The sequence below is a fragment of the Streptomyces sp. NPDC054757 genome (assembly GCF_053612185.1).
On sequence record NZ_JBSHBW010000014.1, the window covers coordinates 1 to 26,963 of the forward strand.

Annotated in this window: 20 protein-coding genes and 3 pseudogenes; 11 read left to right on the forward strand and 12 right to left on the reverse strand. The window is 69.3% G+C overall.

Annotation, left to right across the window (positions count from 1 at the left end):
- Positions 1-362: 362 nt before the first annotated feature.
- The 3 genes and pseudogenes from ACWGKJ_RS18090 to ACWGKJ_RS18100 form a co-directional block, all read left to right on the forward strand.
- A pseudogene (locus tag ACWGKJ_RS18090) lies at positions 363-1,112 on the forward strand (helix-turn-helix domain-containing protein); the annotation flags it as partial.
- Positions 1,113-1,512: 400 nt separating this feature from the next.
- Positions 1,513-2,421, forward strand: coding sequence for a zinc-binding dehydrogenase (locus ACWGKJ_RS18095; RefSeq protein WP_385027548.1), 909 nt, complete (start codon positions 1,513-1,515; stop codon positions 2,419-2,421).
- Between the two features lie 64 nt (positions 2,422-2,485).
- A complete protein-coding gene (locus tag ACWGKJ_RS18100) occupies positions 2,486-3,403 on the forward strand; it encodes an AraC family transcriptional regulator (protein ID WP_385027551.1) in 918 nt (305 codons plus the stop codon).
- A gap of 252 nt (positions 3,404-3,655) precedes the next feature.
- Here ACWGKJ_RS18100 and ACWGKJ_RS18105 read toward each other — a convergent pair whose 3' ends face one another.
- Both ACWGKJ_RS18105 and ACWGKJ_RS18110 read right to left on the reverse strand, forming a co-directional pair.
- Positions 3,656-4,021: a hypothetical protein gene (locus ACWGKJ_RS18105; protein WP_385027554.1), complete on the reverse strand. Its 366-nt coding sequence runs from the start codon at positions 4,019-4,021 to the stop codon at positions 3,656-3,658.
- A gap of 753 nt (positions 4,022-4,774) precedes the next feature.
- Positions 4,775-5,870: pseudogene (locus ACWGKJ_RS18110) on the reverse strand (DUF4158 domain-containing protein); the annotation flags it as partial.
- 1,089 nt (positions 5,871-6,959) lie between these two features.
- On the opposite strand from ACWGKJ_RS18110, the gene ACWGKJ_RS18115 reads away from it, so the two are divergent.
- Complete coding sequence (locus ACWGKJ_RS18115) at positions 6,960-7,130, forward strand: SH3 domain-containing protein (RefSeq protein ID WP_453315763.1); 171 nt, start codon at positions 6,960-6,962, stop codon at positions 7,128-7,130.
- Positions 7,131-7,197: 67 nt separating this feature from the next.
- On the opposite strand, the gene ACWGKJ_RS18120 is transcribed toward ACWGKJ_RS18115, so the two are convergent.
- The 4 genes and pseudogenes from ACWGKJ_RS18120 to ACWGKJ_RS18135 all read right to left on the reverse strand — a co-directional run bounded on the left by ACWGKJ_RS18120 (position 7,198) and on the right by ACWGKJ_RS18135 (position 10,996).
- Positions 7,198-7,569: a hypothetical protein gene (locus tag ACWGKJ_RS18120; protein ID WP_385027560.1), complete on the reverse strand. Its 372-nt coding sequence runs from the start codon at positions 7,567-7,569 to the stop codon at positions 7,198-7,200.
- Positions 7,570-7,853: 284 nt separating this feature from the next.
- Positions 7,854-8,132, reverse strand: a complete 279-nt coding sequence (locus tag ACWGKJ_RS18125) for a hypothetical protein (RefSeq protein ID WP_385027563.1) — start codon at positions 8,130-8,132, stop codon at positions 7,854-7,856.
- A gap of 1,335 nt (positions 8,133-9,467) precedes the next feature.
- A pseudogene (locus tag ACWGKJ_RS18130) lies at positions 9,468-10,225 on the reverse strand (transposase).
- 375 nt (positions 10,226-10,600) lie between these two features.
- Positions 10,601-10,996: a hypothetical protein gene (locus tag ACWGKJ_RS18135; protein ID WP_385027566.1), complete on the reverse strand. Its 396-nt coding sequence runs from the start codon at positions 10,994-10,996 to the stop codon at positions 10,601-10,603.
- 418 nt (positions 10,997-11,414) lie between these two features.
- On the opposite strand from ACWGKJ_RS18135, the gene ACWGKJ_RS18140 reads away from it, so the two are divergent.
- The 5 genes from ACWGKJ_RS18140 (at position 11,415) to ACWGKJ_RS18160 (ending at position 17,210) form a co-directional block, all read left to right on the forward strand.
- Positions 11,415-14,111: a DNRLRE domain-containing protein gene (locus ACWGKJ_RS18140; protein ID WP_385027569.1), complete on the forward strand. Its 2,697-nt coding sequence runs from the start codon at positions 11,415-11,417 to the stop codon at positions 14,109-14,111.
- Between the two features lie 14 nt (positions 14,112-14,125).
- Positions 14,126-14,458: a hypothetical protein gene (locus ACWGKJ_RS18145; protein ID WP_385027572.1), complete on the forward strand. Its 333-nt coding sequence runs from the start codon at positions 14,126-14,128 to the stop codon at positions 14,456-14,458.
- A 421-nt stretch (positions 14,459-14,879) separates the two neighbouring features.
- Positions 14,880-15,080 (forward strand): SH3 domain-containing protein, encoded by a 201-nt coding sequence (locus tag ACWGKJ_RS18150; RefSeq protein WP_385027575.1) that lies wholly within the window; start codon positions 14,880-14,882, stop codon positions 15,078-15,080.
- A 136-nt stretch (positions 15,081-15,216) separates the two neighbouring features.
- A complete protein-coding gene (locus ACWGKJ_RS18155; RefSeq protein WP_385027578.1) occupies positions 15,217-16,113 on the forward strand; it encodes an aminoglycoside phosphotransferase family protein in 897 nt (298 codons plus the stop codon).
- A 716-nt stretch (positions 16,114-16,829) separates the two neighbouring features.
- On the forward strand, positions 16,830-17,210 hold the full coding sequence (locus ACWGKJ_RS18160) for a VOC family protein (RefSeq protein WP_385027581.1): 381 nt from the start codon (positions 16,830-16,832) through the stop codon (positions 17,208-17,210).
- Positions 17,211-17,521: 311 nt separating this feature from the next.
- Here ACWGKJ_RS18160 and ACWGKJ_RS18165 read toward each other — a convergent pair whose 3' ends face one another.
- A complete protein-coding gene (locus tag ACWGKJ_RS18165; RefSeq protein WP_385027584.1) occupies positions 17,522-18,718 on the reverse strand; it encodes an FAD-dependent oxidoreductase in 1,197 nt (398 codons plus the stop codon).
- Between the two features lie 457 nt (positions 18,719-19,175).
- Here ACWGKJ_RS18165 and ACWGKJ_RS18170 point away from each other — a divergent pair, with 457 nt between their 5' ends.
- Positions 19,176-19,685, forward strand: a complete 510-nt coding sequence (locus tag ACWGKJ_RS18170; RefSeq protein ID WP_385027587.1) for a helix-turn-helix domain-containing protein — start codon at positions 19,176-19,178, stop codon at positions 19,683-19,685.
- 129 nt (positions 19,686-19,814) lie between these two features.
- On the opposite strand, the gene ACWGKJ_RS18175 is transcribed toward ACWGKJ_RS18170, so the two are convergent.
- From ACWGKJ_RS18175 to ACWGKJ_RS18190, 4 genes are all read right to left on the reverse strand, one after another.
- Positions 19,815-20,531 (reverse strand): tryptophan 2,3-dioxygenase family protein, encoded by a 717-nt coding sequence (locus ACWGKJ_RS18175; protein ID WP_385027590.1) that lies wholly within the window; start codon positions 20,529-20,531, stop codon positions 19,815-19,817.
- Complete coding sequence (locus tag ACWGKJ_RS18180) at positions 20,531-21,772, reverse strand: pyridoxal phosphate-dependent aminotransferase (RefSeq protein ID WP_385027593.1); 1,242 nt, start codon at positions 21,770-21,772, stop codon at positions 20,531-20,533. Before ACWGKJ_RS18180 ends, ACWGKJ_RS18175 begins: the two co-directional genes overlap by 1 nt.
- A gap of 70 nt (positions 21,773-21,842) precedes the next feature.
- Entirely contained in the window at positions 21,843-22,601 is a 759-nt protein-coding gene (locus ACWGKJ_RS18185) for an SDR family NAD(P)-dependent oxidoreductase (protein ID WP_385027596.1), read from the reverse strand.
- Complete coding sequence (locus ACWGKJ_RS18190; protein WP_385027599.1) at positions 22,594-23,355, reverse strand: thioesterase II family protein; 762 nt, start codon at positions 23,353-23,355, stop codon at positions 22,594-22,596. Before ACWGKJ_RS18190 ends, ACWGKJ_RS18185 begins: the two co-directional genes overlap by 8 nt.
- A gap of 204 nt (positions 23,356-23,559) precedes the next feature.
- Between ACWGKJ_RS18190 and ACWGKJ_RS18195 the strand changes: the two genes are divergently transcribed.
- Positions 23,560-24,801 (forward strand): cytochrome P450, encoded by a 1,242-nt coding sequence (locus ACWGKJ_RS18195; RefSeq protein ID WP_385027602.1) that lies wholly within the window; start codon positions 23,560-23,562, stop codon positions 24,799-24,801.
- Between the two features lie 90 nt (positions 24,802-24,891).
- Here the strand turns inward: ACWGKJ_RS18195 and ACWGKJ_RS18200 are convergent, their stop codons facing one another.
- Positions 24,892-26,895: an amino acid adenylation domain-containing protein gene (locus ACWGKJ_RS18200; RefSeq protein WP_385027605.1), complete on the reverse strand. Its 2,004-nt coding sequence runs from the start codon at positions 26,893-26,895 to the stop codon at positions 24,892-24,894.
- Between the last annotated feature and the right edge of the window lie 68 nt (positions 26,896-26,963).

The window sequence follows — 26,963 nt, forward strand, 5'->3', positions numbered from 1 at the left end:
AAGCGCTACCTAAAGTCCATCCCAGCATCTCTCAGTCATCTGCATCCACACAGGTCAGGCCGATGACGCAGCTTCACCATGAATGAGAACGCACAACAGCATGGCCTCACTCTATCGAAAATGGCTCTTTCGCATAGTGAATGCGATAGGACCATGTTTTCGATGTCGTCGGAGCGCGATGGGGATGACCCGCGAGTCACGAACGCCCGCCGATCCGGGAGCTGGTTGCACAGCGTCCGGCACTCTGCATCGGTCTCACTATGAGCCCGGCCGTCTGGTTGTTCTGACCGGGAAGGTTCGCCGGGGCGGTCGTCTGGGCGGTTGGATGCACGGTGACGTTCGCTTGGGCTGCTGGGGGTGTGGTGGCTGAGCTTGTCCGTGTGTGCAGGTTGACCGGCCAGGGGCGGAAGTTGCAGCAGATCGTGTGCCGGGGCAGCACCAGTTCGGTGCGCTGCTGGCGGCGATGATGCTGTTGGCCTGGGCCGGCGGGAACCGGGTGCCGGTGATCGCGAAGTTGGTGCAGGCCGGCGAGGACACCGTGTGGGGTGTGATCCACCGGTTCAATGAGATGGGCCTGGTCTGTCTGGCCCCTCGGTGGGCGGGAGGCCGTCCCCGCTTGCTCAGCCCTGATGACGAGGAATTCGTCGTGCAGACGGCTACCGCCCGCCCGGTCAAGCTCGGCCGGCCCTTCACCCGCTGGTCCGTCCTTGAACTCGCCGCTTACCTGAGGGAAGTGCACGGATGCGTCATTCGGATCGGCCGCGAGGCGTTACGGTGCCTGCTCGCCCGCCGCGGCGTCACCTTCCAGAGGACCAAGACGTGGAAGGAGTCGTCCGGCCCCGAGCGCGGCGTCGAGCTGGACCGCGTCGAGGAGATTCTGGAGCTTTTCCCGGACCGTGTATGTGCGTTGGACGAGTTCGGGCCGCTCGGCATCCGGCCCCCGCCGGGTCGTGCTGGGCCGAGCAAGCCCGGCCCGAGCGGCATCTGGCGACCTATCACCGCGCTGGCAGCGCTGAAGTCGATCCGCGCCGCCCGCTCAGAGGGTGCCCCGATCTACCATCCTGGACAGCCTGTCCGCCCACGAAGGCGCCTTCGTCCGCCGCTGGGCGAAGAACGGCCTCGGGACTGGTGGGCTCGCATCGGCTCCAGGTTCCTCCGGCTTCAGTGACCAGGCGGGTGGCTGTCTTGTCGTGGTAACCGAGTGCCTTCGCGATGACGGGGCCAGGGCCTGGAAGGACGAGTTGGCGGATCGCGCGGCTCCGCCGCCCGACGGGAGCGCTGAAGCCGGGCGTGTCTGTGCCCGTCACAGTGTCGTCCACCGGACGAGTGCAGGGCTTGACGCGCTGCGAGCCGCACTGACACAGATCGTCAACTGATTGATTCTCACGGATCTGGTCGCTGTCCTGGTCCTGCGTAGGGTTCCAAGGAGGCGGCAGTGCGGCATTTGCGCACTCGATCTGCTGCCGCGCCGAGTGTTCAGGTGCCCCCGCGAGAGAAGGAAACACACCCCTTATGCGCGCCCTTGTGGTCGATCACAGTGAGGCCGGACCCGTCCGGTTCGCCGATGTCGATGAGCCCGTACCGTCCATCGGCGAGGCGTTGGTGGAGATACGGCATATCGGTCTCAACTTCGGAGAGCTGAATTACGTGCACCAGTGGCCGGCCGGCGCTGTGCACGGTCACGACGCGGCCGGCATCGTGGTGCGCGCCGCATCCGACGGCTCGGGGCCGCCCGCAGGTACGCGCGTCGCGGTGGGAATGGCTCCCCACGCGTGGGCGGAGCGGGTGGCAGTCAGCCCCGCCTCGCTCGGCACCGTCCCCGAGGGCGTGGATCTGGCCGATGCCGCCGCGCTGGGGATCGCCGGCGTCACCCCGTTGCGGGTGCTGCGCAAGCGTTCCCTGCTGGCGCGCAACGTTCTGATCACCGGCGCCAGCGGGGGCGTGGGGCACTTCGCCGTCCAACTGGCGGCGCTTGCGGGCGCCCGGGTGACGGCACTCGTCGGTTCACCGGAGCGAGCCGCCGGACTCCGTGAACTCGGCGCCGACAAGGTCCTGACCGACCTGGCCGAGACCGGGGACCGGTTCGACTTCGTCCTGGACACGGTCGGCGGGCCGCTGGTGGCCCAGGCGTGGAGTGCCCTCGCCGAGGGCGGCACCATCCACCTGGTCGGTTACTCCTCGGGGCAGGAAACCACGTTCCCGCCAGGGGCTTTGTTCGGCTTTGGTGAGCCCCGCAGCATCGCCACCTACGGCGACATGACGCCGACCGGCGGGGAGTTGACGGACATGCTGGGCCTCATGGCCGCCGGGAAGCTCTCGGCGCCGGTCGGACTGCGGGGCGACTGGCAAGGCGTGGACGACGCCGTCCAAGCGCTGTTCGCGCGGAAGGTGCACGGAAAGGTCGTTCTTGACGTGACGTGAAGCTGTGGACCAGGACACACGCGCCGTCGGTGGGCGGTGCGCGGCGGTGGACGAGGATGGACTCATGGATGTGCTGGCGGAGGTCTTGCGTGTTTCGGGTGCGCGTAGGGCGCTCGGGGTCGTGCTGAAGGCCGGCGGAACCTGGGGCCTGTATCTGGATACCTCTCCGGGAGCGGCACTGCATGTGGTGTCCCGCGGCACCATGTGGCTCCACGTCACGGGCGAGAAACCTCTTCAGGTGCAGGCCGGAGACGCCGTCCTGGTGCCGCCGGGCACCGTACACGGGATAGCCGGCGGCGCCGGTGCGACGATGGGTCCCTGCGACCGGGAGGCGGCGGCCCGGTCTTTCGCCGATGGCCGAGCCCTGCGGCTGGGCTCGGCGCCGGTGCAGACGGAGGTGATCGTCCTGCGCTACGAGCAGGACCCGGAGGTGCGCACACCGGTGCTTACCTCCCTCGCCCGGCCGATGCACGTCACAGCCCTGGAGAACGCGCAGCTCAGAAAGGCCGTTGAACTTCTCGCTGCCGAGCTCGCACAGCCGCAGATCGGCACCACCGCCGCCGTCAACAGCATCGTCGACCTTCTGCTCGTCCAGTTCGTACGTGCCTGGCTGGCCCGCCATCCGCAGGAGCAGTCCGGCTCATGGCTGGGAGCGATGCGTGATCCGGTCGTGCGCGACGCCCTGGCGTGTGTCCACGCCCGACCGGGACACCCCTGGACCACGGAGACCCTGGCCGCCGCGACGAGCGTCTCCCGGGCGACGCTCTCCCGGCGTTTCCGGTCCGCCCTCGGACAGACGCCGGGCGCGTACCTGGCACAGTGGCGCATCGATCTGGCGTCCGTCCGGCTCCGTGATACCGATGAGCCCGTCGAATCGATCTCCGGCGCGGTCGGATACGGTTCTGCGCACGCTTTCAGCCGTGCCTTCAGACGTGCCAGAGGCACGGCCCCGGGCGAGTACCGCTCTCGACTTCGCAAGTGATCCGGCCTACTGGTGGGCTCTCGTATTCAACTGTTTCAACTGTCGCTGGTTCCCGGAGGAGCCCAGCCCGCTGGTGACCTTGTGTGATCCCCCGGGGCGTATCGGCTCCAGGTTCCGCCGGTCTTGTTGCGGAGTCGGCTGGTGGTTTTGTCGTGGTAGCCGAGAGCGTCTGCGACGGCGGGTGCGGGGGGTCGAGGAATTGCTGCCGGACAGCGGCGCCGCGTACGGGCGTGGTCGGGACTCCGGCTTTCCTCAAGAGCGCGGACAGGTGGTCGGGGCGGGCGGGCTGTCCCGACCGGCGGCCAGGGAAGAGCCGGCGGGGCGCGGGGTTGGTGGCGGTGTCATGGTGTCGCGGTTCGCGGTGTGCTCCAGCAGCAGGGCAGCGACCGGATCAGGGACGGGTGAGGCCGGTTCCCCGAGCCGTAGCAGCACGGTGTCGCCGTCCCGGATGACGTCGTCGACGCTGAGCCGGACGACGCGGCTCACGGGCTGGGCGTAGAGGAGCACGATGACTCCGGCGACGCGGAGAGGTATCGGTATCGCCGGATCGGTCAGCAGCCGGCCAAGGGCATCGAAGCGCTCGTCTTCGCTCAGTGCGGCCCGGCGGGAGATCTTCATCGTGGGGATGGAGAGAGAGCCTCGGCAGCGGCGGCTCTGCATGGCCCAGTTGAGGAAGGCTCTCCAGCAGGTGCGGGCATGTTCGGTGTTCTCGGCGAACCAGGCGTCGACGTCGGTCTGGGCGCATGACGCGAGGGTGCTGTTCCGCTCGCCGAGCCGTTGCAGGAACGCGGTCGCGTACTTGACCTGTTCGGCAGCGAACCGGCGGATGCTGGGCGTGGTGTGGCTCCTCTCGGCGCGGGTCCGCAGCCGGGGGGGCGTGCCGGGTCGCGAGGAGTCGGATCGTCTTGGCGTGCTCGGGCAGCCGTTGGTGCGGGGCGATGGTCATGATCAGCCTCCAAGTGCGGAATGCCTGACTGTGCGTCGGCGATGCCGGTCAGGTGGCCGGGAAGCCAGCGCTGGAAGGAGCAGAGGTACTTGTCGACCGCGGGCAGGGCTCCGCATGTCATCAGGAGTTCTTCCAGGTGAGCGGCGGCCCGCCAGGGCTGGAGCCCGTGGAAGGCGCCGTGGGTCAGCGGGATCTCGCCGAGGCCGGGCCGCCGCAGTAGCCGCGATGCGCTGCCCGGCTGGTCGCGGCGCATCTCCAGCCAGGCCAGGCCGCTTCTGGGCTTGTCCATCGCCACCAGTAGGTCGAACAGCGGAACTAGCGTGGGTCTGATGCGGCTGTCTCCGTCGTTCAGGAGCGCGGTGAGGCGGTCGGTGAGGGTGCAGCGTTCGCAGAGCCGTCCGCCCAGGAGCTTGCCCTCGAAGCCGCAGCGCCGCCACGTCCAGGTCCGTCTCCTGCTCCTCGACCAGCTCCAGCTCCTCGAACAGCACCTTCGCCGCCCGCGCGAGCACGCGTGACGCCTTCTCCAGCTGCGGCAGCGTCGACAGCCGCTCCTTCTCCGTCTTCCGCTGCGCGGTATTCAGCAGCCTCGTTGCCATCAGGACCTGGAACAGGTCCAGGGCTTCATCGATCGCCTTCGCCTCCAGGTGCCGTATCACCGCGGTGAGCATCGCCGTGCGCTGCGGCTCCTGAGCCCGTTCCAGCAGTGGCGCCTTCGACCCCAGCGCGTACCGGGCCAGCACCGCCATCCGGTTCGGCGGGATCTGCGACAGCCTCAACCTGCCGAGCCGGTACGCGCCGATCTCGTCCGCCCGCTCCAGCACGCGGGCGAACGCCGTCCCCCTCGTCCGCGTCGGCGGCCGGCGCAACCGCTCCAGCTCCGAGAGCCGGGAACCCTCCGGCGTCTTCAGCGTCGCCACCAGATCCCCCGGGCAGCGCCGGGTCCGCGCGGCGGGCGGCGCCCGCGACCGTGTCGTGCAGCCGCCTGTCCGCGACCTTCCGCACCTCCGACACCTGCCGGGCCAGCACGCTCACCCCGGGCAGCAGGACCCGGTTGCGGCGCAGCCAGCCCACCACGTGATCGAACAACGCCTTCGGACCCTCGGCGTGCGTCCACGCCCGCCCCTGCAGGAAGGTACGGAACCGCCTCGACCACTCCGCATCGTCGTACTCGTGGTACGCGTAGGCGTCCCTGATCTCCCACGCGTGCTCGTACGCCGTCTTCGGCCGCTCGGTGTACCGCTTCACCACCGACGGGTCCTCGACACCGAGCTGCGCGGCCAGGTACTCGACCACCGGCCACGGCGCATCCAACGGGTCGTCCGGGAGGAGGCGGCCGATGTAACGCACCGTGCACATCTGGAGTGCGAAGCCGAGCTGGTGGTGCGCGGAGCGCCGCCGGGCGATCAGATCGCGGTCGACGTCGTCCAGGAAGAAGAACCGCTCCAGCTCGGGGCGGGTCGGCTCCTCGGTAAACTTCCCGTACGCCTCGGCCTGCTCATCAGTCAGAAACCCCACCGGCACGGACGGACCGTAGCCAGCCCCGGCACCCGCCCGGCGCTCTTTCCACGAACCCCAACAGAGCCCCAGCCAGTGTGCTAACTGACCATGATCGTTCTCAGCGCCAACCGCTGTACCGATGTTCCCCGAGGCCAGCTACCAGGCCCTGCCCCGCTGGAGGGGCGAACACGAGATCACCTGCCTGGTACGCCGTCCCGTACGGCACCGAGACCGAGGTCGGCGTCGTGAAGGACTTCTCTGTGGGTGATGAGTGCACCAGCAGCGCAAGGCCCTACGAGCCGGTGAGCTGGAAGAGCGATACAAGGCGTGCTGGACGTGCCTGAGGCCGGGACTGATCTGGGAGCCGGGCGAGGAGGCATGGGAGAACAAGTCCTGCCGTCTTTCGGGTCTACCGGCAGGCCACCGGCAGGTCACCGGGCACCTCGCGCCACGGCGGGGCGCCAGGCGGGGTGAGGACGACGTGATGGTCCCGGACTGGAACTGTCCGTGGCTGCTCGACTGGCAGCGCCCCTACCGGTGCTCGCCGATCTGGTCGACGCTGACGGCGTCCTGCCATGCACCGTGCCGGGCGTGTCGTCTTCGAGGGTGACGAACCGGCACGTGGCAGTGGCGGCAGGAACCGGGCGCCTGGCGCAGCTGCTGCCCGAGCAGCGGAAGCAGCTGACCGGGCTGGGTGTGCGGGTGCCCTTCTCCTTGGCTGCCACTGGCCCCGGCGGGGCTCGCTTGCGGCGTTGACCGACGTAGTCGAGGGTCCGGGAAAGGCCGGAAGCAGGAGGACTGGCTCGGGCGGCGTTCCAGCGGGGTCTGGCCGCCCTGGCCCAGCAGGCGGAGAGGGAAGAGTGGCCTGTTCCGCGCAGCACGGTCGTGGAGATCGCGGTCGGCGGCGAGGCGGGGCGTGTGGCGGTGAAGCTGGGCGGGTGACGGTCGAACGCCAAGTTGAGGCGGGTCAAGCTCCTACGGAACAGGCCGCCCCCCACGCAGTGCTGGACATGGACGAAGCGGGCCAGGCACCGGCCGTTACGGCCATACCGGAGCCGCCGGCCGTGACCCGCACCGCCGGCGGCCGGCTCCGAAACCGTGAGCAGTGCAAGAGTGCCACGAGGAGTGTGCACGGGGCCCTCGACCGGGTGCACAGCCCTGGGGCAGATCCCCAAGGGCAAGAAGGTCTACCTCTGGGACACCCACGGCCACCACTGGCAGTACGTACGGATCGCCGACACGAACAAGCGCGGGTGGGTGGCCACGAAGTACATCGGAGCGTGACGGACACCGACCGCCGAGCGCGGTCGGTGAGTCCTGTCGCGCCCAGGATGAGCGAGCATGACCGGTATTACAGCAAGCCGTCCGCCGCCGCGGCCGCCGTGCACAACGCAGCCCACGCTCCGGCGGCCGCAGCGGCCTTGCGGCGGGCAGCGGGATCGGGAAGCTGAGTGCCGAAGAGCACCGCGTCGGAGAGGTCCGCCACCACCCGGCACACGGTCGCCGTGCGCCTCGCGGAAGTGTTCTTGGCGACCATCATGGCGGTGCCGATCGCGGCGTCCCGCGCCCCCATGGCTCGGACCAGCAACGCCGTCGGCGCCGGCACGGATCCGCCCCGCCCGGTCAGCTGACACGGCCGTGCGAGCCAGACCGGTCGCACCATGGTGCCCACACCGTAGGCGACGGTGGCCGCACCCGCCCATCGTGTCCAGCTTGCCCCCATGACCTTCCTCCTCATATCCGGGACGATGCCTTACCGGCTTCCCACCCTCCCCCGGACCACACCGCCTCGCACTTCGCCCCCGACGCACACCTGCCGGTCTCAGCCGCTCGCCTCCCGTGCCAGGTGCGGGAGAGCGGCGTGCCGAATTCCAGGGGGTGCGTGGGCGGATCCCCTGGGTGAGGATGAAGCTACGGACGGCCTGCCCGCCGGTCCCCTGCTGCGGGTGCAGGATCTCGCCGCCCATGCCATATAGAGCCTCGCTGACCATCGGGTTCATGGCTGTCTCAGGCCATGTCCACGCGCTTGTGTCTCAAATCGCGTGGCCTTTCCTCGCGAACGGCTTTGCCGGTCAGAGGGAACAGGTTGCGGGGTGCCCGTCGTCCGCTCTTCGCGTGGGCCCATTCGAGACGGGCCCCGATGGCGCCGAGGAGTTGGTCCGGGGTGCGGAGATCGCGATGTTCTTGCCGGATCTGGCTACTGGCCCAGTCACCGCACTCCAACTGAGCTTCGCCCCTGTCCCAGACGATGAGCATGGCGACATCGCCGTCGGTCTCCACCGTCATCCATGCGCTGGTCTTGGGCCGACCGTCATCAGGTGATCGTTGGATGTCACCCGTGACTCCGCGTGATCGCAGTTGCTCCTCGTTCTCAGCGAACGAGGTATGGAGCATCTTCGGCGACCTGGCCCTGGAGACATGAACTCACGGCCCCATTCCACCGACTGGCCGCACTACCCCGCCCCGCCAGCTGACCCGCCGCCGCCCACCTCGCCCCAAGGATCTCGGAGAAACCGACCCCGCGTCGGGCCCTGACCATGCTCACCACCCGACCCAGCCTCAAACAACCTCGCTCAGCCGCCCAGCAATCCAACTGAAACGGCGAGACTAGCCCGTCCCACGATCGACGTACCGGTGTAAAGCGGTGGTGAATCGCTGCATCCGTACAGCGCGCCGTTGCCGCCCTTATTTGCAGCACCATCGCGTGCCTGTGGAAGCGGTTCACCCTGACCGAGGACACGAAATCTGGCCTCAGCTGACGTAGGGCGATGGCGATTCCCAGACAATTCCTTATGCGGGGAGAACCGATGGGACGCCGCACAGCCGGGGTGCAGGGGGCGGAAGTTGCCAGGACCAGGCCCGTCTGACGCGTATCTGGGGCGTCCGAGCGGCCATAGGAATCGGTCAAAGGACAAGGCTGCGCCTTCGATACCTGCAACTTCCGGCCAGGCCGCGTAGCCCACTGGCGGTTCTCGATTGCCTCAGGACTGCCGCCGGGAGGGGATGCACTTGAATCGGGACTGGACCCGTGGTGCCCCAAATGTCCGTCGCTCTCGTGCACGGACAAATTTCACGCCACCCCAAAATCAAGGGCGCAGAACGCCGTTAGGCTGGTCTCAACGCAAAGGGAGCTCTGTCTCAACTCTGGTTCCTAGGCCAGACGAGTCGAGACGAGCCCCCTGCACGGTGCGAGTCCAAGCGAGCAGCCAGAAAGGGCACCGAATGAAGAGTAACGCGGAGGGCCGGGGCCGGCGCACCCCTGGCCGGAATCGTGGACCAGGCGCACCCGTCGTCATCTGCGCCGTTCTCTGAGTGCTAATCGGGGCCGGCCTCTCTACCTCGGATTCGAGGCCTTGCACGGCGCGGCCTACCAGGCAGGAAGCGGGCTGGTGACCGTGCTCATCCTCTGGGTCAGTGCCCGGCGCTGACCCCATCGCACTCCCGAACCAGCGGGCCCGTCACTCTCGGGGTGACGGGCCCATACCGTGCCGCAACGGGTCCGAGAGTTGACCGAAAGCAAGCCATCACCCGGCTCCAACAGACCGGCCCGGGCTAAGCGTTGTCCCGTAAGTGCTCTCTGAGCAGATTCCGGCATGGTGGGCTGCTGTGCAGCCGGGTGGTCTATCCGGCAAAGGCCAGATTGTGCAGGCGGGCGATGCCGAGCACGGCGTGGTGGACGCCGTCGCCTTTGAGGCGGCAGTCGCGGAGGACCTTCCAGGTCTTCATTCGATCGAATGCGTGTTCAACACGAGCGTGGACCTGCTTGTGGGGCTTGTTGTGGACCTGCTTCCAGTCAGGTGACTCCTCGCCCGTGCGGCGCCTATGGGATATGACGAGTCCGGTGCCCGGATATCCACCGTCGGCAATCGTCATCGTCGTGCCGACGGCAGTCTTTGCACCGGACTCCTCCCACGCCTTGCAGTCGTTTCGGTTGCCGGGCAGGGGCCGGCCAACCACCACGACAAGGCAGGTGCCGGCGTCGATGACGACCTGGTGATTGGTGGAGTACCGGTAGTTTTTCGACTGCTCGGCGACAGCGTGGTCGCGGGTGGGCACCAAGGTGCCGTCCACGACCAGGACGGTGCCCCTCGCGAACCGCTTGCGAGGCTGGAGGGCGAGCAAGAGACCGAGGTGCTCGATGATCCGGCCCGCTGCCGACTTGGACACCCAAACAGCAGGGCCAGTTGCCGCATGGTCAGGTTCGTGCGCCAGTAGACCGCGACCAGCAGAGCCCGGTCTTCCAGCGACAGACCCCGCGGCCGGCCCCGGAGGGCCGCATCCGCGCCCTCACGCCGCAAGACCGTCACCGGCTTCCCGAACTGACGCGGGCTCAGCCCGGTGAACGGGCCTATCCCAGACGACTCGACCGCCGTGATCACACCAGGTGCTGGACATCGACGAGTTGGACAATCCGGCCCGGATCCAAAGGCGGGACTGGCAGATGGCGACGGCCTGCGACGTTCCCCACCACCGTCGTCCGATCCATCTCGAATCCGGAGGTGCGGTTTGACCGGGTCCGATGCCGGGACTTTCCAACCCTCACGACATCGGTCCTGTCGGACAGTTCATTGCGCTGGCGATAGCGCTGTGATCGATCCGACCATCAGGCACCTGATCGGCGTCTGACGGAGGCTGGCCCTGCCTGGCGCAACGGCGTCGGCAGGGCCGCTCCTGTTCGTGAACTCGGCCGCCAGCACATCTCGCCGCTGGCCACAGTCGAAGGATCCGGCCAACAGAACCGTGCCTAACGTCCCTCACACAGCTACGTTGACCTGTAGCAACACCCGCGAACCCCGGATAACGATGCGGGCGGCCACGGGGCCGGTGGGCATCAGGCGACGGCCGGGCGCGGGGCGGCCCGGGGCGGTGTGCTCCTGGTCGTCGACGGGGCGGTGGCGGGCGGTCAGCGTGAGGATGTACGCGTTGCCGGTGCGGGTGAGCGCGGTGCTGGTGTCGATGTTGAGCGGCCCGAAGGAGGGCTGTTCGAGGGCGGCGCGGATGAAGTGCGGATGGTTCCCGAGTGCGGCTGTGACGGCGTCCCAGGCGTAGCCGCCCGCTCGACGTCGGGGTCCGGCGTCGCGGAACCAGACCGTCTCGTCGCCGGGCGCGGCTTCGCAGGGCGGTAAGCCGGCGTGCGATTGACCGGTCATATCTCCCCATCGACAGCTCGCCTCAAAGGGCCCCGTACGGACCGGTACCGCGCCGGAAGCCAAGCCGAGGCCCGTCCGGGTGTGATGCATAGGGCATGAAGGTCATCGAGCCACTGCGTCGGCGGGGGCGGGCGTGGCGCGGTCCGCAGGTTGCGTACCCCTCACCCATGTCGGGCAGAGACCGTGCCCGGGGCTGGGATCTAGTGGCGGAACACTGGGCCGAGATTGAACCAGCTTTCCAGAACGCGTAGTTGCAGACGTTGGGCCTCTATTAATCAATAGTCCAGAAGTGATTTTTGGGTGAAGGATTCGCCAAGATTATGTCAAGCGTGGTTATATTTCGCCGCTAACGATCAAGCGCGCTGTCGCCGGGGGGCACGTCCGAAGGCGACGTGGCGCGCTCTTGGGGAGAACCACGATGAAGAACACATTGCGTGCCAGCGGCATCGCGATGCTGACCGCCGGAGCAGTCTTGCTGGCCACGCCGAACGTCGCCGTGGCGGCGGGGCAGCCTGCGGCGGACGAGTCGGCCAGCGCGAGAGCCGAGGAAGCTCTCTCCGCTCTCGCGGAGTCAATGGAGGCACTGCAGGCCCATCCGATTTCGGAGGCGGAGAGCGTCGAAGCGGCGATGACGTCCGCGAAGGTGCAGGACCGGCAAGTAGAGGTCCTGCAGATGCGGACGGAGACCGACACCGTCTACGCCAATCCGGATGGGACCCTGACGCGTCAGACCGCTGCGGGGCCCATCCGGATGATCCGGGACGGTCGCTGGGTGGACGTGGATGTCGACCTGCGGCGGGAGTCCGATGGCGATGTGGTCGCCAAGGCACACCCGGAAGGTCTCAGGCTCGCGGGCAAGGGGGGTTCCCTGTCGCGCTCGCTGAAGGCCGCGGCGGCGACCCCGCAGGATTCGGCACGGGATTTGGTCTCGTTGGGCAGTGGCGCATCGCGTATCGCGGTGCAGTGGAAGGGCGGGCTGCCCGCTCCCGAGCTGTCGGGAAACACCGCGACCTATGCGAACGTCATTCCCGGCGGTGACCTGATCGTCGAAGCGACCCGCACCGGCTTCGAGCAGTACCTGAAACTGCGCCAGGCGCCGCGGGACGGCGCCCCCCTCTCGCTTCCGATCGTTCTGCCCGACGGCATGAATGCGATAGCCAACGCCGGCGGCGGCATCGACTTCGTGGGCGATTCAGGGCAGACCATTGCCGTCATGCCTGCCCCGACCATGTGGGACGCGCAGGTCGATCACCGCTCCGGTGAACACACCAACCGGCGCAAGGTAGCCATGGAGGTCACCCAGTCCGGGAACGTCGCACAGCTCACGCTGCGACCCGACACGCAGTGGCTGACCGACACGGCAACCCAGTACCCCGTCACCATCGATCCCGCGACGGACGCACTCGATGTCCTCTTCGACACGTTCGTGCAGGGTGGTGACACAACGGACCAGTCCGCGAACACCGATCTGAAGGTCGGCTGGCCAGGTGACTACGACGGCAGCACGAAGCGCGTCGCCCGGTCGTTCCTCACCTTCCGCACGGAAAACTTCTCCGATGCCCTGGTCTCCAAGGCGTCCCTGAAGCTGTGGAACTACCACTCCTGGTCGTGCGAGAAGCGCGGCTGGGAAGTGTGGGCCTCCGGAGCAGCGGACAAGAACACTCGCTGGACCAAGCAGCCGCAGCTCCTGGAAAGGATCGCCACCTCCACGGACACCAAGTCAGCAACCTGCAACAACGCCGGATGGGCCACCGCCGACATCACCAGGCTGGCTCAGACGTGGGCCTCGGCCAAAGCCGAGACCGGTTCCGTCGCGCTCAAGGCCGCTGATGAGTCCGACACGTACGCCTGGAAGCGGTTCTACTCGGCCAACGCCACCAACCAGGACCAGATCCCGACGCTGGAGGTGACATACAACTACCGTCCCCTCAACGGCGCCAACCTGCAGGCGGGTGCCCCGTTCATCTCCAGCGGCGGCATCTTCAAGGTGAACACCACCACGCCGGTCCTTCGATACTCGACCGTCGACCCCAACGGCGAGGACGAGGTCACCGGCACCTACGAGATCACGGACACGGCCACGGGCAAGGTCGTGGTGATGTTCAACGCCGCTCCTGCTCCCGCCAACAGCACCTCGCAGGTGACAGTCCCCGCCGGCAAGCTGACCACGGGCAAGACCTACAGCTTCCGCACCACCAGCTACGACGGCACCCACTACGCCAACGGATGGTCGGACCCGGTGCGCTTCACCGTGGACACTTCGTGGAAGCCGACGGCCGCCGAGAACACGCTGGGGCTTGCGAACACCTATTCCGACGCCGCCGACATCACCGCGGCAACGTCCTCGGACTCCACCTACGCCTCCATCGCGGTGACCGAGGAGAACGTGGTCTCCGTTCCCTGGGACGGCCAGAACAACGCCATCAACGTCCAGAACGAACTGATGCCCAACAAGCTGACCATCCCCGCGGCCAGCACCAAGGGCACCCAGGTCGGCGGAAACGTCGTCTACACCTCTTCCGGCCCCGTGGACACCGTGGTCCAGCCCACCGCCGACGGCGCCTCCCGCACCCTGAACATCCTCAAGAACAGCAGCGCCCCACACGACTACGAAACCGGCTTCACCATCCCCTCCGGGATGTCCGCCGTCACCCACGACGACGGATCCGTCTCGCTCTACGCCCCGGGCGACCAGGACGCCGAGAAGGCTCCCACCACGGACGCCGCCGGGTTCTTCGACGCCCCCTGGGCCAAGGACGCCAAGGGCAACGACATCCCCACCAGCTACAAGGTTGTCGGCAACAAGCTGGTGCAGCACGTCGAGTTCGACGCCAAGAGCGCCTTCCCCCTCGTGATCGACCCCTCGTGGTGGTCGACAACCAAGAAGATCATCAAGTGCTCCGCGGCTGTTGCCGGGTTCATCTTCACCTTCACGCCGGCCGGAAGCTCCAAGCGCGTCATCACAGCCGTCAAGCTGATCAAGAAGATCGGTGTCAAGAAGGCCGCAAAGCTCATCCAGACCTACGCCAAGCGACGCAAGCTGACCTCCGCCCACCGCAAGGCAGTGGCCGCCCTGCTCGGAATCCCCGCCGTCAAAAAGGCCTGCAAGTTCTGATTGGTAGAACACCAGTGATCGCCATAGCAACCGCCGTCGCGCAGATCATCGTGATCCTGCTGCACCGCAAGCGGACCTACGCAACAGCCAGAACCACCACGACACCCTGGGCCTACATGGCCGCATGCATGATCGCCTGCGCGGCAGGATGGCTCATCATCGGGCGACCCGCCATCGGGTGGGGAGACCTCTTCCTCACCCTCATGTTCGGGGTACTGCTCGGCTCGGAGACCGCAAAGGCGCTCGAGGAACTCTCCACCCGCCGCTGGGCAGCCTGGACAGCGGCTTGCATCTCCGGCATCGGCTCGGCCACCTGGCTCTCCCAAAGCCCCTGGCCCTTCACCTGACCCAGAGAACAACTTCCGCTACCACTTCCGCTCATCTCACCCCCAGGTGAAATGAGCATGTGTCACGCACGACGGCCACCGACGACGGCCTCGTGAACGAGGGCCCCGGACCATCAAGGCCCCGGGCCCTCACGCACGACCAGCCTGCGCACGGCTGTGCGCCTGTGGCTGCGCCACTTCTACCCCTGTACGGGGCAGGGTTTCTCTGTGCTTGGAGGCCTACAAACCCGTGGGAGAGGGTCCTGTGGCCAGGTGTGGAGCGGGGCCACCCGTACCGGACGAGGTCAGGTATCGACGACACTACGAGTTACCTGGTGAGGAGGGGCTGCTGGTCATGTGGTGCCGTCAACACGACACGACGGCTCCGCCTGGCGGCCGACCCTCTCGGCACGGGCCCGGCGCAGCTAGGAAGATGCATGCCATGGACATCGTGGGAGCGACGATCCACAGCGGTCCGGGGGCCGGTTACTCGGCGAAGGGCACTCTCCAGCGCAGCCAGACCTTCGACATGACCTGCAGCACCAAGAACTCCGCCGGCCACCGCTGGTACTACGGCCAGGTCGACGATGTGGTGAACGGCAAGGGCATGACCGGATGGATCTATTCCGCGGGCCTCTCCTAGAAGCTGCCTCACCGAGCGGTCCGGCCTGTCAGCTCACCGATCTCCGGAACCGAATCAGTGACGCCAGAGGAATCACAGCGAGATGTTCCGGAGAGCCAGAGCCCGCTCGCCTGCCGCCTCAGTACTGTGGCTTCGTATGACCGACACCGAGATCGAGATCACCGCAGACCTGGTCCGCGACCTGCTGCAGGAGCAGCATCCAGATCTTGCAGGGCTGGCCATCCGTGAGGTAGCGGGCGGCTGGGGCAACCAGATGTGGCGCCTCGGGGACGAGTTGGCTGTGCGCATGCAGCGCATGGACCCCACCCCGCAGCTCCAGTTCAAGGAACGGCGGTGGCTACCGGTACTGGCCCCGCGTCTGCCGCTCCCGGTACCGACCCCGGTGCGGTCCGGCGAACCGTCCAAGCGCTTTCCCAAGCACTGGACCGTGATGACATGGGTTCCCGGCGAGCCGCTGGACCACAGCTCCATCAGCCGCGGCACCCACGCGGCCGACACGCTGGCGGGCTTCCTGCGGGCACTCCATGTTCAGGCGCCCGCCGAGGCGCCGGCCGCTACGGACCGCGGTACCCATCCCAGGAACTGCACGGACGGCTTCGAAAGCTTCTTCCAGGCCGCTGTCCCCGGCGACATCGCTGCCGATGTCCGCGCCGTCTGGGACGACGCCGTTACGGCCGATGCGTGGGAGGGCCCGCCCGTGTGGGTGCACGGCGATCTCCATCCCGCGAACGTCGTCGTCTCGCACGGAACGCTCTCGGGCATCGTCGACTTCGGTGACCTGTCCGCCGGCGATCCGGCGTGGGACCTCGCCGCCGCGTGGGTACTGCTGCCCGCAGGCACCGCCTCACGGTTCTTCGACACGTACGCGCACGCGGACCAGGCAGCGATCCGGCGTGCACGCGGACTGGCCGCTATGAAAAGCCTCTTCCTGATACTCATGGGCCACAACGGAGACCGGGGCCTTCCCGGCGGCAAACCCCACTGGGGCCCCGCGGGCCGGGCAGCACTTGACCGTGTTCTGGAAGGCATTTGACACACACCTCTGAAAACCGGTTCTCGCTCTTGACTGAAGCCCGTGCGACAGCCCGCCCTCGTGGGTTCATCGATCACCGACGTGTGGTGGGGATGCCACGGCCGTAGGGTGCCTGTGGCCCCGGCCGGGCCACCACCCCGACATCTGCCGCACGTACGACACCCTCAAGCCCAAGGAACCCGCTTCAACCGCCCTGCTGCTCCGCTGCGCCCAGCAGCCCGCTACGCTCTCCCCGCTCACCGCCAGCCACACATCACCCACTCGACCTCGGCATCCTCCTCCAGACACCACAGGTCCGCGGCGGCAGAGCACAGGGGGGCGAGGGCCGAGCACAAGGCCACCACACACAGAGGGGCCAAACGCGACACACCCGGCCTCGCAAACCCCACCCCGGCCGAGACCCGCCGCCTGCCGGCAACTACCCACCGGCGGGGCGGGCCAAGCCGAACGGACACCACAGCAGGGCGGGCCGGCAACAGCGCCCGGCGACAGCCGACCCGAAGGCCGGCATATCGAGCAGCGGGCGCAGCCGCAGCGTCGTGGTGGAGCAACCGCAGCGTCGCGACGTCGTGGTGGAGCAGCCATTCACCGCCTTCGAAAGGAGTGTGCAAGACCATGCCCCGCCTGAAGACTCGGCAGAGAGGGCGCCGCGGCACATGGCTCGAACTGGTCGAATCACCCCTGCGGGCCGCCGCGAGAAGGAATAGAGTCAACTCATGAGTCTGACGCCACGATTGATCGTCCCGGACCCCGACACCGCCGCGACCTACTACCAGAAGGCCATGGGTGCGGAGGAGGTCTTCCGCGCCCAGGACGACGGGGGCCGCGTTATGGTCGTCGTCCTGCAGGTCGGCGGTTCCCCGCTCTCCCTGTCCCCGGCGGTGCCTGAGTGGGGCTGGCTCTCGCCCGACGACGTCGGCGGCTCCCCGGTCCTGCTGGAGGCGGAGTTCACCGACCAGGACGCCGTCGCCGAGCGGATGGCCGCCGGAGGCGGCACCGTGGTCGTACCGGTGGAGAACCGCCCGTACGGCAAACGGGAGGGACGCATCCGCGACCCGTTCGGTCACCTGTGGATCGTCACCGGCGAGTTGCGCTGATACACCGGTCGGGTGGGCGGCGACCGCCGGCGGCTCCTCGGGGCCTCCCGCACCGTCCGTCGAGGTCGCCCATCACCTTCCGAGCGGAGCCCGAAGTCGGCTCGTGGCCTCCGGGGCCGGTATGACTCCTTGCCCCGTCGTTGATGATCCGGGGGTGCTGTCATCGGTCCGGGCGGCACCGGATGGTCGCTGATCGACGTGTTCTGCGCCATGGAAGCGTGTCCGCCGACTGGCAGGGCTGCGTGATGTGGCTGCCGATCCCCGAGGCGGTAGCAGGAGGGCCCTGAGGTCTTGTTGTGCCCGCGTGCGTCTCAGTCGGCCCGCACGGGCCACGGCGAAGGCCGGTAGGAATAAGCCTCGGTGCCCTTGCGCACCCCCTGCTTGATGGCCATCGGCAGCATCAGGTCACGTATCACCCGGGTGATCCACCGGTCGGGGGTCATCACCGCACCCGTCTGCCGGGCCTGCTTCGCCAGCGCGGCGACCCGGTCCCGCCGGGACTGCTCAAACGCGGTGAACGCCTGGGGCGCGGTGGGGTGTTCGTGCAGTGCCAGGGCGAGTTCGTAGGCGTCCTCCATACCGAGCGCAGCGCCCGCCCCCAGGTGCGGGGCCACCGCGTGCGCGGCGTCCCCCAGCACCGCGGCGCTCCCCCGGTGCCAGGTCTCCAGGGGCGGCACCTCGTAGACCGGCCACCGGCCGACCGGTCCGGCGGAGGCGGTCAGGATGCGTCGGATCACCGCAGGGTCGGGGCGGTGCCGTTCGGCCAGCAGAGCCACCCACTGCGCATTGTCGACCTCGGCCAGCTCGGCGAAGCTGCGTTCGCGGGTCTCCTGGTGGTTCTCGAACCACCACACGACACCGGGCGACATCACCTGGTAGCCGAAAAAGCCACGCAGGCCGAAGACCATGTGGAAGCGCCCGTCCACGGGGAGCTCCTCGGCGCCGATCTCCGATCTGCCCCCGGAGCCGACCACCTCGGTGTAGGCGGGCCCCGGCGCATCGGGGAGCAGCAGCCGGCGCGTGGCGGAGTGCACGCCGTCGCAGCCGAGCACGATGTCGGCATCGGTCTGCGTGCCGTCCTCGAATCCGATCCGCCAGCGGCCGTCGTCGGTCGCGTCCAGTGCGACGAGGCGCTTGGCGGTGTGCAGTTTCACCCCGGCGTCGCTCGCCGCCTCGCGCACGGCGCCGCTGAGCTCGCCGCGCATGATGTTGGTGGTGCGCTCCGGGTTCTGCACGAGTTCCCGGCCCTTGTGATTGGCGAAGCTGATGGAGCCCGCAACAGTGCCCTGTCCGAGGATCCGGTCGGCCAGGCCCAGGCGCTCCAGCACCGCGCGCCCGTTCGGGGCGAGGTTGAGGAACGAGCCGATGTCCTGAGTACGGCGCACATAGGCCTCGTACAGGTCCACCTCGAATCCCAGCCTCGCCAGGCACAGGGACAGCAGAGGTCCGGTGATGCCGGCGCCGACGACGGCGGCCCGTCGGCGTGGTGTGCTGTTCTCGTTCTTCATCGCGTGCTCCTGATCATGACCTTGGTCAGAGATTCCGGATGGCCGACCCCGTATGCCGACCCCCGTATGAGGTCTCTTGCCGATCACCGGGCGGTCGCACGCGACCATGTCGTGCTTCTTTCGGCGCCCTCGCGGACCGGCGCCCTGCCGCGGACCGACGCGCGGCACAGGCCGGAGCTGTCGGCACAAGCCGGAATCGAGCCCCCGTCGTAGCGGAACCCACCCGGAACCGACCTGGAATCGGGACCCGGCAGGATCGGAATCACGGGGGCGGTGACACGTGGGAACTGTCATCGAAGCCAGGCAGCAGCAGAACGTCCCGTTCGCGTCCCGGACCAGCTCCGGCAGCTCCGTCGGCTGACCCCCGGCGGCGGCCGGACGGGCGCGCGCAGGCCCGACGATGCCACCGGCCCCCGAACACCAGCTTCCACTTGTCACGGGAAACGGGGGCACGACTATGGCCACGTTCGTCCACAAGCAAGAAGTCACATTTCTCCGCTGGCCGGTACAGAGCCACGAGCGGGACCAGCTGCGCGAGGCGGGGCTGCCGTGTCTGCTGGTCCTGGAGGGCCGGACGCCGCCGCCGGACGACATCTCACCCACCGAGGACTGGGTGCGTCCGCCGGTGGCCCGTCTCGACCTGGCGGCTCGCGTCCACACCCTGCAGCTGCGCACCGGAACCGACTTCATGCCCGCGCTGGATCCGACCGGGGTGCTCTACTACGGCGGGCAGTCCGTGCCGATGTCCGAGGCGCAGAGCGAGATGATGCGATGTTTCCTGGCCGACTTCGGCCATCTCGTCCGCCGGGACACGCTGAAGGAGGCCCTGAGCCACATCACCAACGAGGCGGTCACCAGCAACGCTGTGGACCTGCACATCATGCGGCTGCGCCAGCGGCTGGACGGCGTCCGCCTGAGCCTGCGCACCGTGTGGGGCCGGGGCTACATGCTGGAGGCCGCCGCCTGAAACAGCCGGCCCCGGAACGCGAAGTGTCCGGCCCGTGCGAAAAGGGGCCGGGCACTTCGCGTGCGCGTCGCGGGCGGACTGTTCCGCGTGCGCGGGCCGTGCGCGGGCCGGACTCCGCTCCCGCGGCGGTCAGCCTGCCTGCCGGCTCCGGCGCTCGTGCACCTTGCCGCGCAGTTCGTGAAGTTCGGTGAACGGCATCGTGGCGCGGTCCATGAGATGTGCCGTCCCCGAGGTGCCGGCGGTGCCCCTCTGCTCCCCGAGCATCTTCATCACCAGGGCCACGTGCCCGATCTTCCACTGGAAGTAGCCGTTGCCGACCCTGAGCATCGCCTCGACGACCCGGTGGAACGAGCCCGCCTCGACGCCCGCTCCGACGATCTCCTCAAGGTCGGCTCCGATGCGCTCCAGCCCGGCGCGGAAGGCCAGGAACAGAGATCCCGAGCGGCGGCCGCTGCCCAGCACCCGCTCCAGTTCGTGGGACTGGCTGGACTGGGCGCCGCTGGCCGTGCCGAGATACCGCCGGAACTGGGCGAAGTCCTCCAGCGGTAGCCGTTCGAGCGCCATGAGCTGCTCGTGCAGCAGGCGCAGCAGCTCGCCGGCCCGGTAGAGGAGGTCGACCGACCGCTCCATGTCCGCGGTGGTCATCGTCAGGAAGTTGCCTTCCACGGCGGCGAGGTCGCCGAGGATCTGCTTCAGCCACAGTTCGCAGGTCTGGTGGCTGACGATGAAGAACTGTTCGGAGAGCACCGTGGTGAGGTCCGCGTCGTCCTCGGGTGTGCGCGGTTCCTGGAGTTTGAGCAGGTCGTCAAGTTTCAGGTAGGCGGCATAGGTCACGTCTGTCGGCATCACTGTCCCCTCTTCTCCCGGACCAGGCCGACCAGGCGTTCCACCCCGGTGGTGAGTTGCTCGCGGTCGACGCAGTACGCGATCCGGACCAGGCCGGACGCGACGCCGCCGGGCTTCAGCGGCCGCATCGAGCCGTCCGGGGCGAACTCGGGCCGCGCGGAGAACCCGCTGCCGGGAACGACCACGACGTCGTGGTGGAGCATCAGTTCGGCGCTGAACTCCTCGCCGGTCAGGCCGGTGGAGGAGATGTCGGCCATGGCGTACCAGCCGCCACCGGGCAGTGCGGGCAGCAGCCCTTCGTCGACCAGCAAGGACAGCGCGGCGTCCCGGTTTCCCCGTACGAAGTCGTGGTTGCCGGCGAGCGCTCCCGAGGCGTCCAGGGCGGCCAGCCCGGCGTACTGGACGGGCGCGGAGGGCGCGATGATGCAGGACTCCTGCACCGTTCGCATGGCGGCTGCGGTCCCGGGCCGCGAGACCGCGACGTAGCCGAGCCGGTAGCCGGTCATCGCCGGTCCCTTGGAGAAGGTGAAGACGCTGTTGACGAGGCGCTCGGGTGCGGGGCGGTCGCGCTCCAGGGCGGCGATCGACAGGTGGGGTCCGGAGAAGGCGAAGTCCTCGTACGCCTCGTCGCTGATGATCTGCCAGCCGTGCTCGTCGGCGATCTCGTAGAGGGCCTGCTGCAGCGGGAGGCCGGCGACCGCGCCGGTGGGGTTCGACGGGGTGTTGAGCAGGAGCACCCGCGTCGCGGGGGTGGCCAGCTGCCGGATCGACCCGGGGTCGGGCGCGAAGTGTTCGTCGAGCTTGTAGAACACCGGGCGGAAGCCGGCGAGCAGGGCCTGTTGCAGGTGCACGGGCCAGTGGATCTCCGGCATCAGGATCTCCGCCCCCGAGTCGGCGAGGCAGCGCATCAGTGCGCTCAGCCCCTGGCACGAGCCGGGGCTGACGAAGAGCCGGGAGGGCTCGGTGTCGATGTGGTTCACGGTGTCGAGCTTGTCCACGAGACGCTCACGGAGTTCCATGAGCCCCTGCACGTCGATATAACGGGCCCGGCCGTCCGTGGCAGCGGCGGCGAATTCCTTGGCGACGGAATCCGGCGGGGCGAAGGCGGGCTCACCCACGTGCAGCTTGATCAGGCCGGGGTGCTCCCGCTCGCGCTCGTTGGCGATCCGGAAGGACTCGTACAGCCAGGACGAGGGGATCGCCGAGGCCCGGGCGAACCACGGTGGAGCTGTCTGCGTCATCTGATTCATGCCTTTCCGCTGGTGGCAGGAGCGGCCGGGTCGGGCCGGCCAGGGGCTCCTGGGGTGTGGCTCACGCTGCTCGTCCGCCGTCCACGGACACCAGGGATCCGGTGACCCAGGACGAGTTCTCGGGGTCCACGAGGTGGCACACCCAGGCCGCCACCTCCGAGGCCAGTCCGAACCGGCCCAGGGGGGTGCCGGCCACGATTCCTTCGCGGAGGGCGTCGGCGCCCCCGCCGGCCGCCAGGTCCCACAGGCCCGTGTCGACGGGGCCGGGCAGTACCGCATTCACCCGGACCTCGGGCGCCAGTTCCACCGCCAGTGACCTGGTCAGGGAGTTCAGTGCGGCCTTGCTGGCCCCGTAGAAGGACCGGGACGGCATCGCCAGGACGCCGCCGACGGAGGAGACGTTGACCACGCTGCCCCGGCTGCTGCGCAGCAGGGGCAGCAGCGCCCGGATCAGCAGGGCGGGAGCCACCAGGTTGGTGTCGACCATCCTCCGCAGGTCCGCCTCGGCGGCGTCCTCCAGGCGGTCGAAGACCGCGTGCCCCGCGTTGTTGACCAGCGCGTCGACGCCGCCGAGGACTTCCCCGGCACGCTCCGCGATCCGCACGGCGGCGTCGGGGGCCGTGACGTCCACGGCGTACGGTACGGCGGTGCCGGCTCCGTCGGCCCGCGCCTTCGCCGTCACCTCCGCCAGCCGGTCGGCCCGTCTGCCGACCGCGAGGACGTCGGCGCCCAGCCCGGCCGCGCGGGCGACCACGGCGGCCCCGATGCCCGAGCCGCCGCCGGTGACGACCAGTCGCAGGCCTGCCCAAGAACTACTCATGCGCGGTACGACCTCCCTTCGCGTAGGCCGGAACCCTCCGCGCCAGGTCCGCGAGCAGGAGCGCGGGGTCGTCGAAGACGTGGAAGTGGGCTCCGGGTCTGATGTCGATGCTCGCGTTCCCCGTGGTGAGCCGGCTCCAGTAGTGGCCGGCCGGGGCCGGTACGAGGCGGTCCCCCCGGGCCATGCAGGCGTGCACGTCGCAGCTGAGTGAAACCGGGTCAGGACAGCCGAGGTAGCGCTCGTGCGCGCCGATGTCCGCGCGCATCGCGGGGAGCAGCAGATCGCGTATCTCGGTCTCCGACGCGATGCCGGGGTCGATGCCCCCCAGGGCGACCAGCCGCTCCCAGAGCTCCTCGTCGGGCAGCAGGTGGTCGTCGCGAGGGGGCCGGGCCGGGTCTCCGGGAGCCCAGGCGGAGGAGGCGACGAGCAGGAGGACGTCGATGCCGGCCCCGGGGCAGCGGCGGGCCACCTCGCAGGCGACGGCCGAGCCGAAGCTGTGGCCGAAGAGCAGCAAGTCCGCCGGCGGCAGCCGGGTCAGGTCGGCGACGATCTCCTCGGCGATCGCGCCGACCTCCTCCATCGGCGGCTCCGACAGCCGGTCGCCGTGCCCGGGGTACTGCGCGGCGCACAGCTCCACCGCGGCTTCGGGGAATGCGGCGGGGAACGAGGCCCGCCAGCCCGCGAAGCTCTCCGCGCGGCCGCCGGAGTGCGGCAGCGCGAGAAGCCTGAGCCCGGGACGCGGGGCGCTCCTCACCGTGCGCACAGATCCACGGCGCAAGCCCATGGCCGACCTCCCCTTCGCCGCCTCGGACTTGAGAATTGCACGCACGCCAGGAGCCGCCGCCGAATCCTTCATCATTCATTCAGCGCCGCCTCGGGCGCGGGCGCGAGAGGTGAGGATCAAGGCGACAGTTCGCCCTCGCGCGGGCCCGGCGCCCGGACCGAAAGGAGTCTCCCGGTGGTCTCCTCCGGCAACGCCGCCGTCTTCGACGGCCCGTACGACGGCACCTCCGCTGCGGCTCTCGACCTCACCGACCCGGCCGCTTTCGTCGAGCACGACCCGCACACGTACTGGGACCGGATGCGCCGCAGCGAACCGGTGCGCTGGCATCCCCCGGTGGGCGGCCGCCCCGGGTTCTGGGCGGTGGCCCGGCACCAGGACGTCCAGGACTGCTACAAGGACGCGGCCCGGCTGAGCTCGGCCCGGGGCACGGTGCTGGACGTCCTGCTGCGTGGCGGCGACTCGGCCGGCGGCCGGATGCTGGCGGTGATGGACCGTCCCCGCCACCGCGAGCTGCGCCAGGTGATGCTGCGTGCCTTCTCGCCACGGGTCCTCAGGGACGTGGCGGACGCCGTGCGGCAGCGGGCCGACGCCCTGGTGACCGCCGTGGTCGGTGCGGGCGAGGCCGATGCCGCGCGCGACATCGCGGAGCACCTGCCCCTCAACACCGTGTGCGACCTGCTGGAACTGCCCGCCTCCGACCGGCCCCTGCTGCTCGACTGGAACAAGCGCGCGCTGTCGTCCGACAGTGCCGAGGACGACCCTTTCGCCGCGCTGGAGGCCCGCAACGAGATCCTGTCCTACTTCGTGGACGTGGTCCGCGAGCGCCGCCGTCGGCCCGGCGAGGACGTGATCAGCATGATCGCCGCCGCCCGTGTCGAGGGCGAGCCGATGACGGAGGACGATCTCGCCCTCAACTGCTACAGCCTGATTCTGGGGGGCGACGAGTCCACCCGGGTGACCACGATCGGCGCACTGCACGCGCTGGGCACCCACGAAGAGCAGTGGCGTCGGCTGCACACCGGCGAGGCGGCGGTGAAGACGGCGGTGGAGGAGGTGCTCCGCTGGGTGACCCCGGCCATGCACTTCGCCCGCACGGCCACCGCCGACCTGCGGATCGGCCCTGCCGAGGTGTCGGCGGGCGACATCGTCACCCTGTGGAACATCTCGGCCAACAACGACCCGGCCGTCTTCGCGCAGCCCCGCCGCTTCGACGTCGGCAGGGAGCACAACCCGCACCTCGCACTCGGGTACGGTCCCCACTTCTGTCTGGGGGCCTTTCTCGGCCGGCTGGAGCTCTCCGCCGTTCTGGACTCGCTGATCCGCCGGGTGCGCCGGATCGAGATCCTGCAGGAACCTCCGCGCGTCTACTCCAACTTCCTGTTCGGGCACAGCGCCCTGCGCCTGCGGCTCGACTGAGCCGGGGCCGGGCCCCTTCCGGTACCGCTCGCCGGGAAGGGGCCGCCGGACCGGCGCGGACGGGCGCGGACGGGCGCGGACCGTGCCGGTTCAGTCCGTGGTCAGCAGGCCGCCCAGCTCCGCCATGGTGGGCCGTTCGAAGATGGCCCGTACCGGCAGGTTCATCCCCCAGTCGTCCCGTACGGCCTTGGCAAGCCGCACCGCCAGCACCGAGTGACCGCCGCGGTCGAAGAAGTTGTCACCCGGCGCGATGGCGGGCACCTCCAGCACCCTGGCGGCCAGTGCGCACAGCGCGGCCACCGGGTCGGACCTGTCGAAGGCACGGGCGGGCCCGTCGGGCGCCGTCGCGCCGCTCACACGGCCGGATCCGGCAGCGGCGGGCGACGACGAAGCCGCGGCGAAGGCGGCGGCCCGGTGCTCCAGGACACGCCGGTCGATCTTGCCGTTGCTGGTCATCGGCAGGGACGCCACCACCTCGACGCGGGCGGGCACCATGTGCCCCGGCAACCGCTCGGAGAGCCGTCGGCGCAGTTCCTCCGCGAGGTCGTCGGCCGGGTCCGCGCCGGGCACCACGAAGGCGGCCAGGCGCGCCGAGTCCACCTCACCGGTGACTACCACCGCCCCGAGCCTGACCCCGTCGCAGGACTCCAACGCCTGCTCCACCTCGCCCAGTTCGACCCGGAAGCCCCGCAGCTTGACCTGGCGGTCGGCCCGGCCGGTGAAGTAGAGCGGGCCGTCCTTGTCCAGGTACCCGAGGTCGCCGGACCGGTACATCCGGCTTCCGGGCACGCCGTACGGGTCCGCGACGAAGCGCTCCGCCGTCAGAGCGGGCCGGTTGAGGTATCCGAGGGCCTCGCCCTCACCCACCAGATAGAGCTCGCCCTCCTCGCCCGGCCGGCAGGGCTGGAGGTCTGCGCCGAGCACCCGGACCTCGTTGCCCGGCCACGGCTCCCCGATGCTGACCGGCTCGCCCGGCCGTACAGGACCCGCCATGGTCACCCCGACAGTCATCTCGGTGGGCCCGTATCCGTTGAACATGCGCCGGCCGGGCGCCCACCGTGCCACCAGCGCCTGTGTGCAGGAGTCCCCGGTGGAGAGCACCACCCCGCCGGGCAGGACGCCGTCCGGGTCGGTGGCGGTGAGCGCGACCGGAGGCAGCACCGCATGGCTGATCCGCCGGTCGATCAGCGTGCGGCGCAGTTCCTCGCCCGGCAGCACCGCGCGGTCGTCGGTGAGCACCAGGGTGGCTCCCGACAGCAGGGCCAGCGTCAGGTCCCAGAAGCCGGCGTCGAAGCTGAACGAGGCCCACTGGAGCACCCGGTCGCCGGGCCCGGGGCCGATCCAGTGCCGCTGCGCCGCGGCCAGCGCCGCCATGCCGGCGTGCGGGATCACCACGCCCTTGGGCGTCCCGGTGGAGCCCGATGTGTAGATGACGTAGGCGGTGTCATCGGCGTGCAGCGGCCGCCTTCGTTCCTCGTCCGTGACTGGCTCGCCCGGGCGGGGACCGGGGCCCGGGGAGGCGAGGTCGAGCGTTTCCAGACCGGTGACGTCCACCGGCGGCAGACCGGTGTGCAGCAGGGTCCGCAGCCCCGAGTCGGCCACCATGTGGCGCAGCAGCGCCGCCGGATAGCCCGGATCCAGGGGTACGTAGCCCGCTCCGGCGGTCGTCACGGCGAGTGCCGCCACCACCTGGTCGGTCCCGCGCGGTATCGATATCCCGACGAGGTCGCCGGGGCCGAGCCCGGCCGCGAGCAGTCGCCGCGCCAGCCGGTTCACACGGTCCGCCAGCTCTCCGTATGCCAGAGCGGTGCTCTCGCTCTCGACCGCCGGCAGCTCCCGGTGCTCCGCCACCACGCGCTCGAAGAGAACGGGAAGGGTCTCGGCCGGGGACACGGCCGCCGAGGGGGCCTCCGGGCGCACGTCCGGCCAGACGCGTTCGACGTGCGCGCAGGCGCGGGCGCGGGAGGCTGCGGGCATCTCCACCAGCCATCCGGCGGGGGACGGCAGCCGGGCCGGCCACAGCGACCGCTGGCCGCGCGGATTGCACAGGACCAGGTAGCTCTCATCCGGGTCTTCGAAGGGGTTGGCTGGCATCGAGCGACCTCCCGTGTGACGGTGCCGCCGGACGGGGTCCGGCGCCCCGCTGGGGCGCCGCGCGCGAC

What these genes read in the sequence shown, in the direction of transcription:
- ACWGKJ_RS18150 (WP_385027575.1), top strand. Translation starts at nt 14,880, where the DNA reads ATGGACATCGTGGGAGCGACGATCCACAGCGGTCCGGGGGCCGGTTAC.
- ACWGKJ_RS18180 (WP_385027593.1), bottom strand. Translation starts at nt 21,772, where the DNA reads ATGACGCAGACAGCTCCACCGTGGTTCGCCCGGGCCTCGGCGATCCCC.
- ACWGKJ_RS18175 (WP_385027590.1), bottom strand. Translation starts at nt 20,531, where the DNA reads ATGCCGACAGACGTGACCTATGCCGCCTACCTGAAACTTGACGACCTG.
- ACWGKJ_RS18170 (WP_385027587.1), top strand. Translation starts at nt 19,176, where the DNA reads ATGGCCACGTTCGTCCACAAGCAAGAAGTCACATTTCTCCGCTGGCCG.
- ACWGKJ_RS18095 (WP_385027548.1), top strand. Translation starts at nt 1,513, where the DNA reads ATGCGCGCCCTTGTGGTCGATCACAGTGAGGCCGGACCCGTCCGGTTC.
- ACWGKJ_RS18140 (WP_385027569.1), top strand. Translation starts at nt 11,415, where the DNA reads ATGAAGAACACATTGCGTGCCAGCGGCATCGCGATGCTGACCGCCGGA.
- ACWGKJ_RS18160 (WP_385027581.1), top strand. Translation starts at nt 16,830, where the DNA reads ATGAGTCTGACGCCACGATTGATCGTCCCGGACCCCGACACCGCCGCG.
- ACWGKJ_RS18200 (WP_385027605.1), bottom strand. Translation starts at nt 26,895, where the DNA reads ATGCCAGCCAACCCCTTCGAAGACCCGGATGAGAGCTACCTGGTCCTG.
- ACWGKJ_RS18125 (WP_385027563.1), bottom strand. Translation starts at nt 8,132, where the DNA reads ATGACGGTGGAGACCGACGGCGATGTCGCCATGCTCATCGTCTGGGAC.
- ACWGKJ_RS18120 (WP_385027560.1), bottom strand. Translation starts at nt 7,569, where the DNA reads ATGGGGGCAAGCTGGACACGATGGGCGGGTGCGGCCACCGTCGCCTAC.
- ACWGKJ_RS18155 (WP_385027578.1), top strand. Translation starts at nt 15,217, where the DNA reads ATGACCGACACCGAGATCGAGATCACCGCAGACCTGGTCCGCGACCTG.
- ACWGKJ_RS18100 (WP_385027551.1), top strand. Translation starts at nt 2,486, where the DNA reads ATGGATGTGCTGGCGGAGGTCTTGCGTGTTTCGGGTGCGCGTAGGGCG.
- ACWGKJ_RS18185 (WP_385027596.1), bottom strand. Translation starts at nt 22,601, where the DNA reads ATGAGTAGTTCTTGGGCAGGCCTGCGACTGGTCGTCACCGGCGGCGGC.
- ACWGKJ_RS18105 (WP_385027554.1), bottom strand. Translation starts at nt 4,021, where the DNA reads ATGAAGATCTCCCGCCGGGCCGCACTGAGCGAAGACGAGCGCTTCGAT.
- ACWGKJ_RS18165 (WP_385027584.1), bottom strand. Translation starts at nt 18,718, where the DNA reads ATGAAGAACGAGAACAGCACACCACGCCGACGGGCCGCCGTCGTCGGC.
- ACWGKJ_RS18135 (WP_385027566.1), bottom strand. Translation starts at nt 10,996, where the DNA reads ATGACCGGTCAATCGCACGCCGGCTTACCGCCCTGCGAAGCCGCGCCC.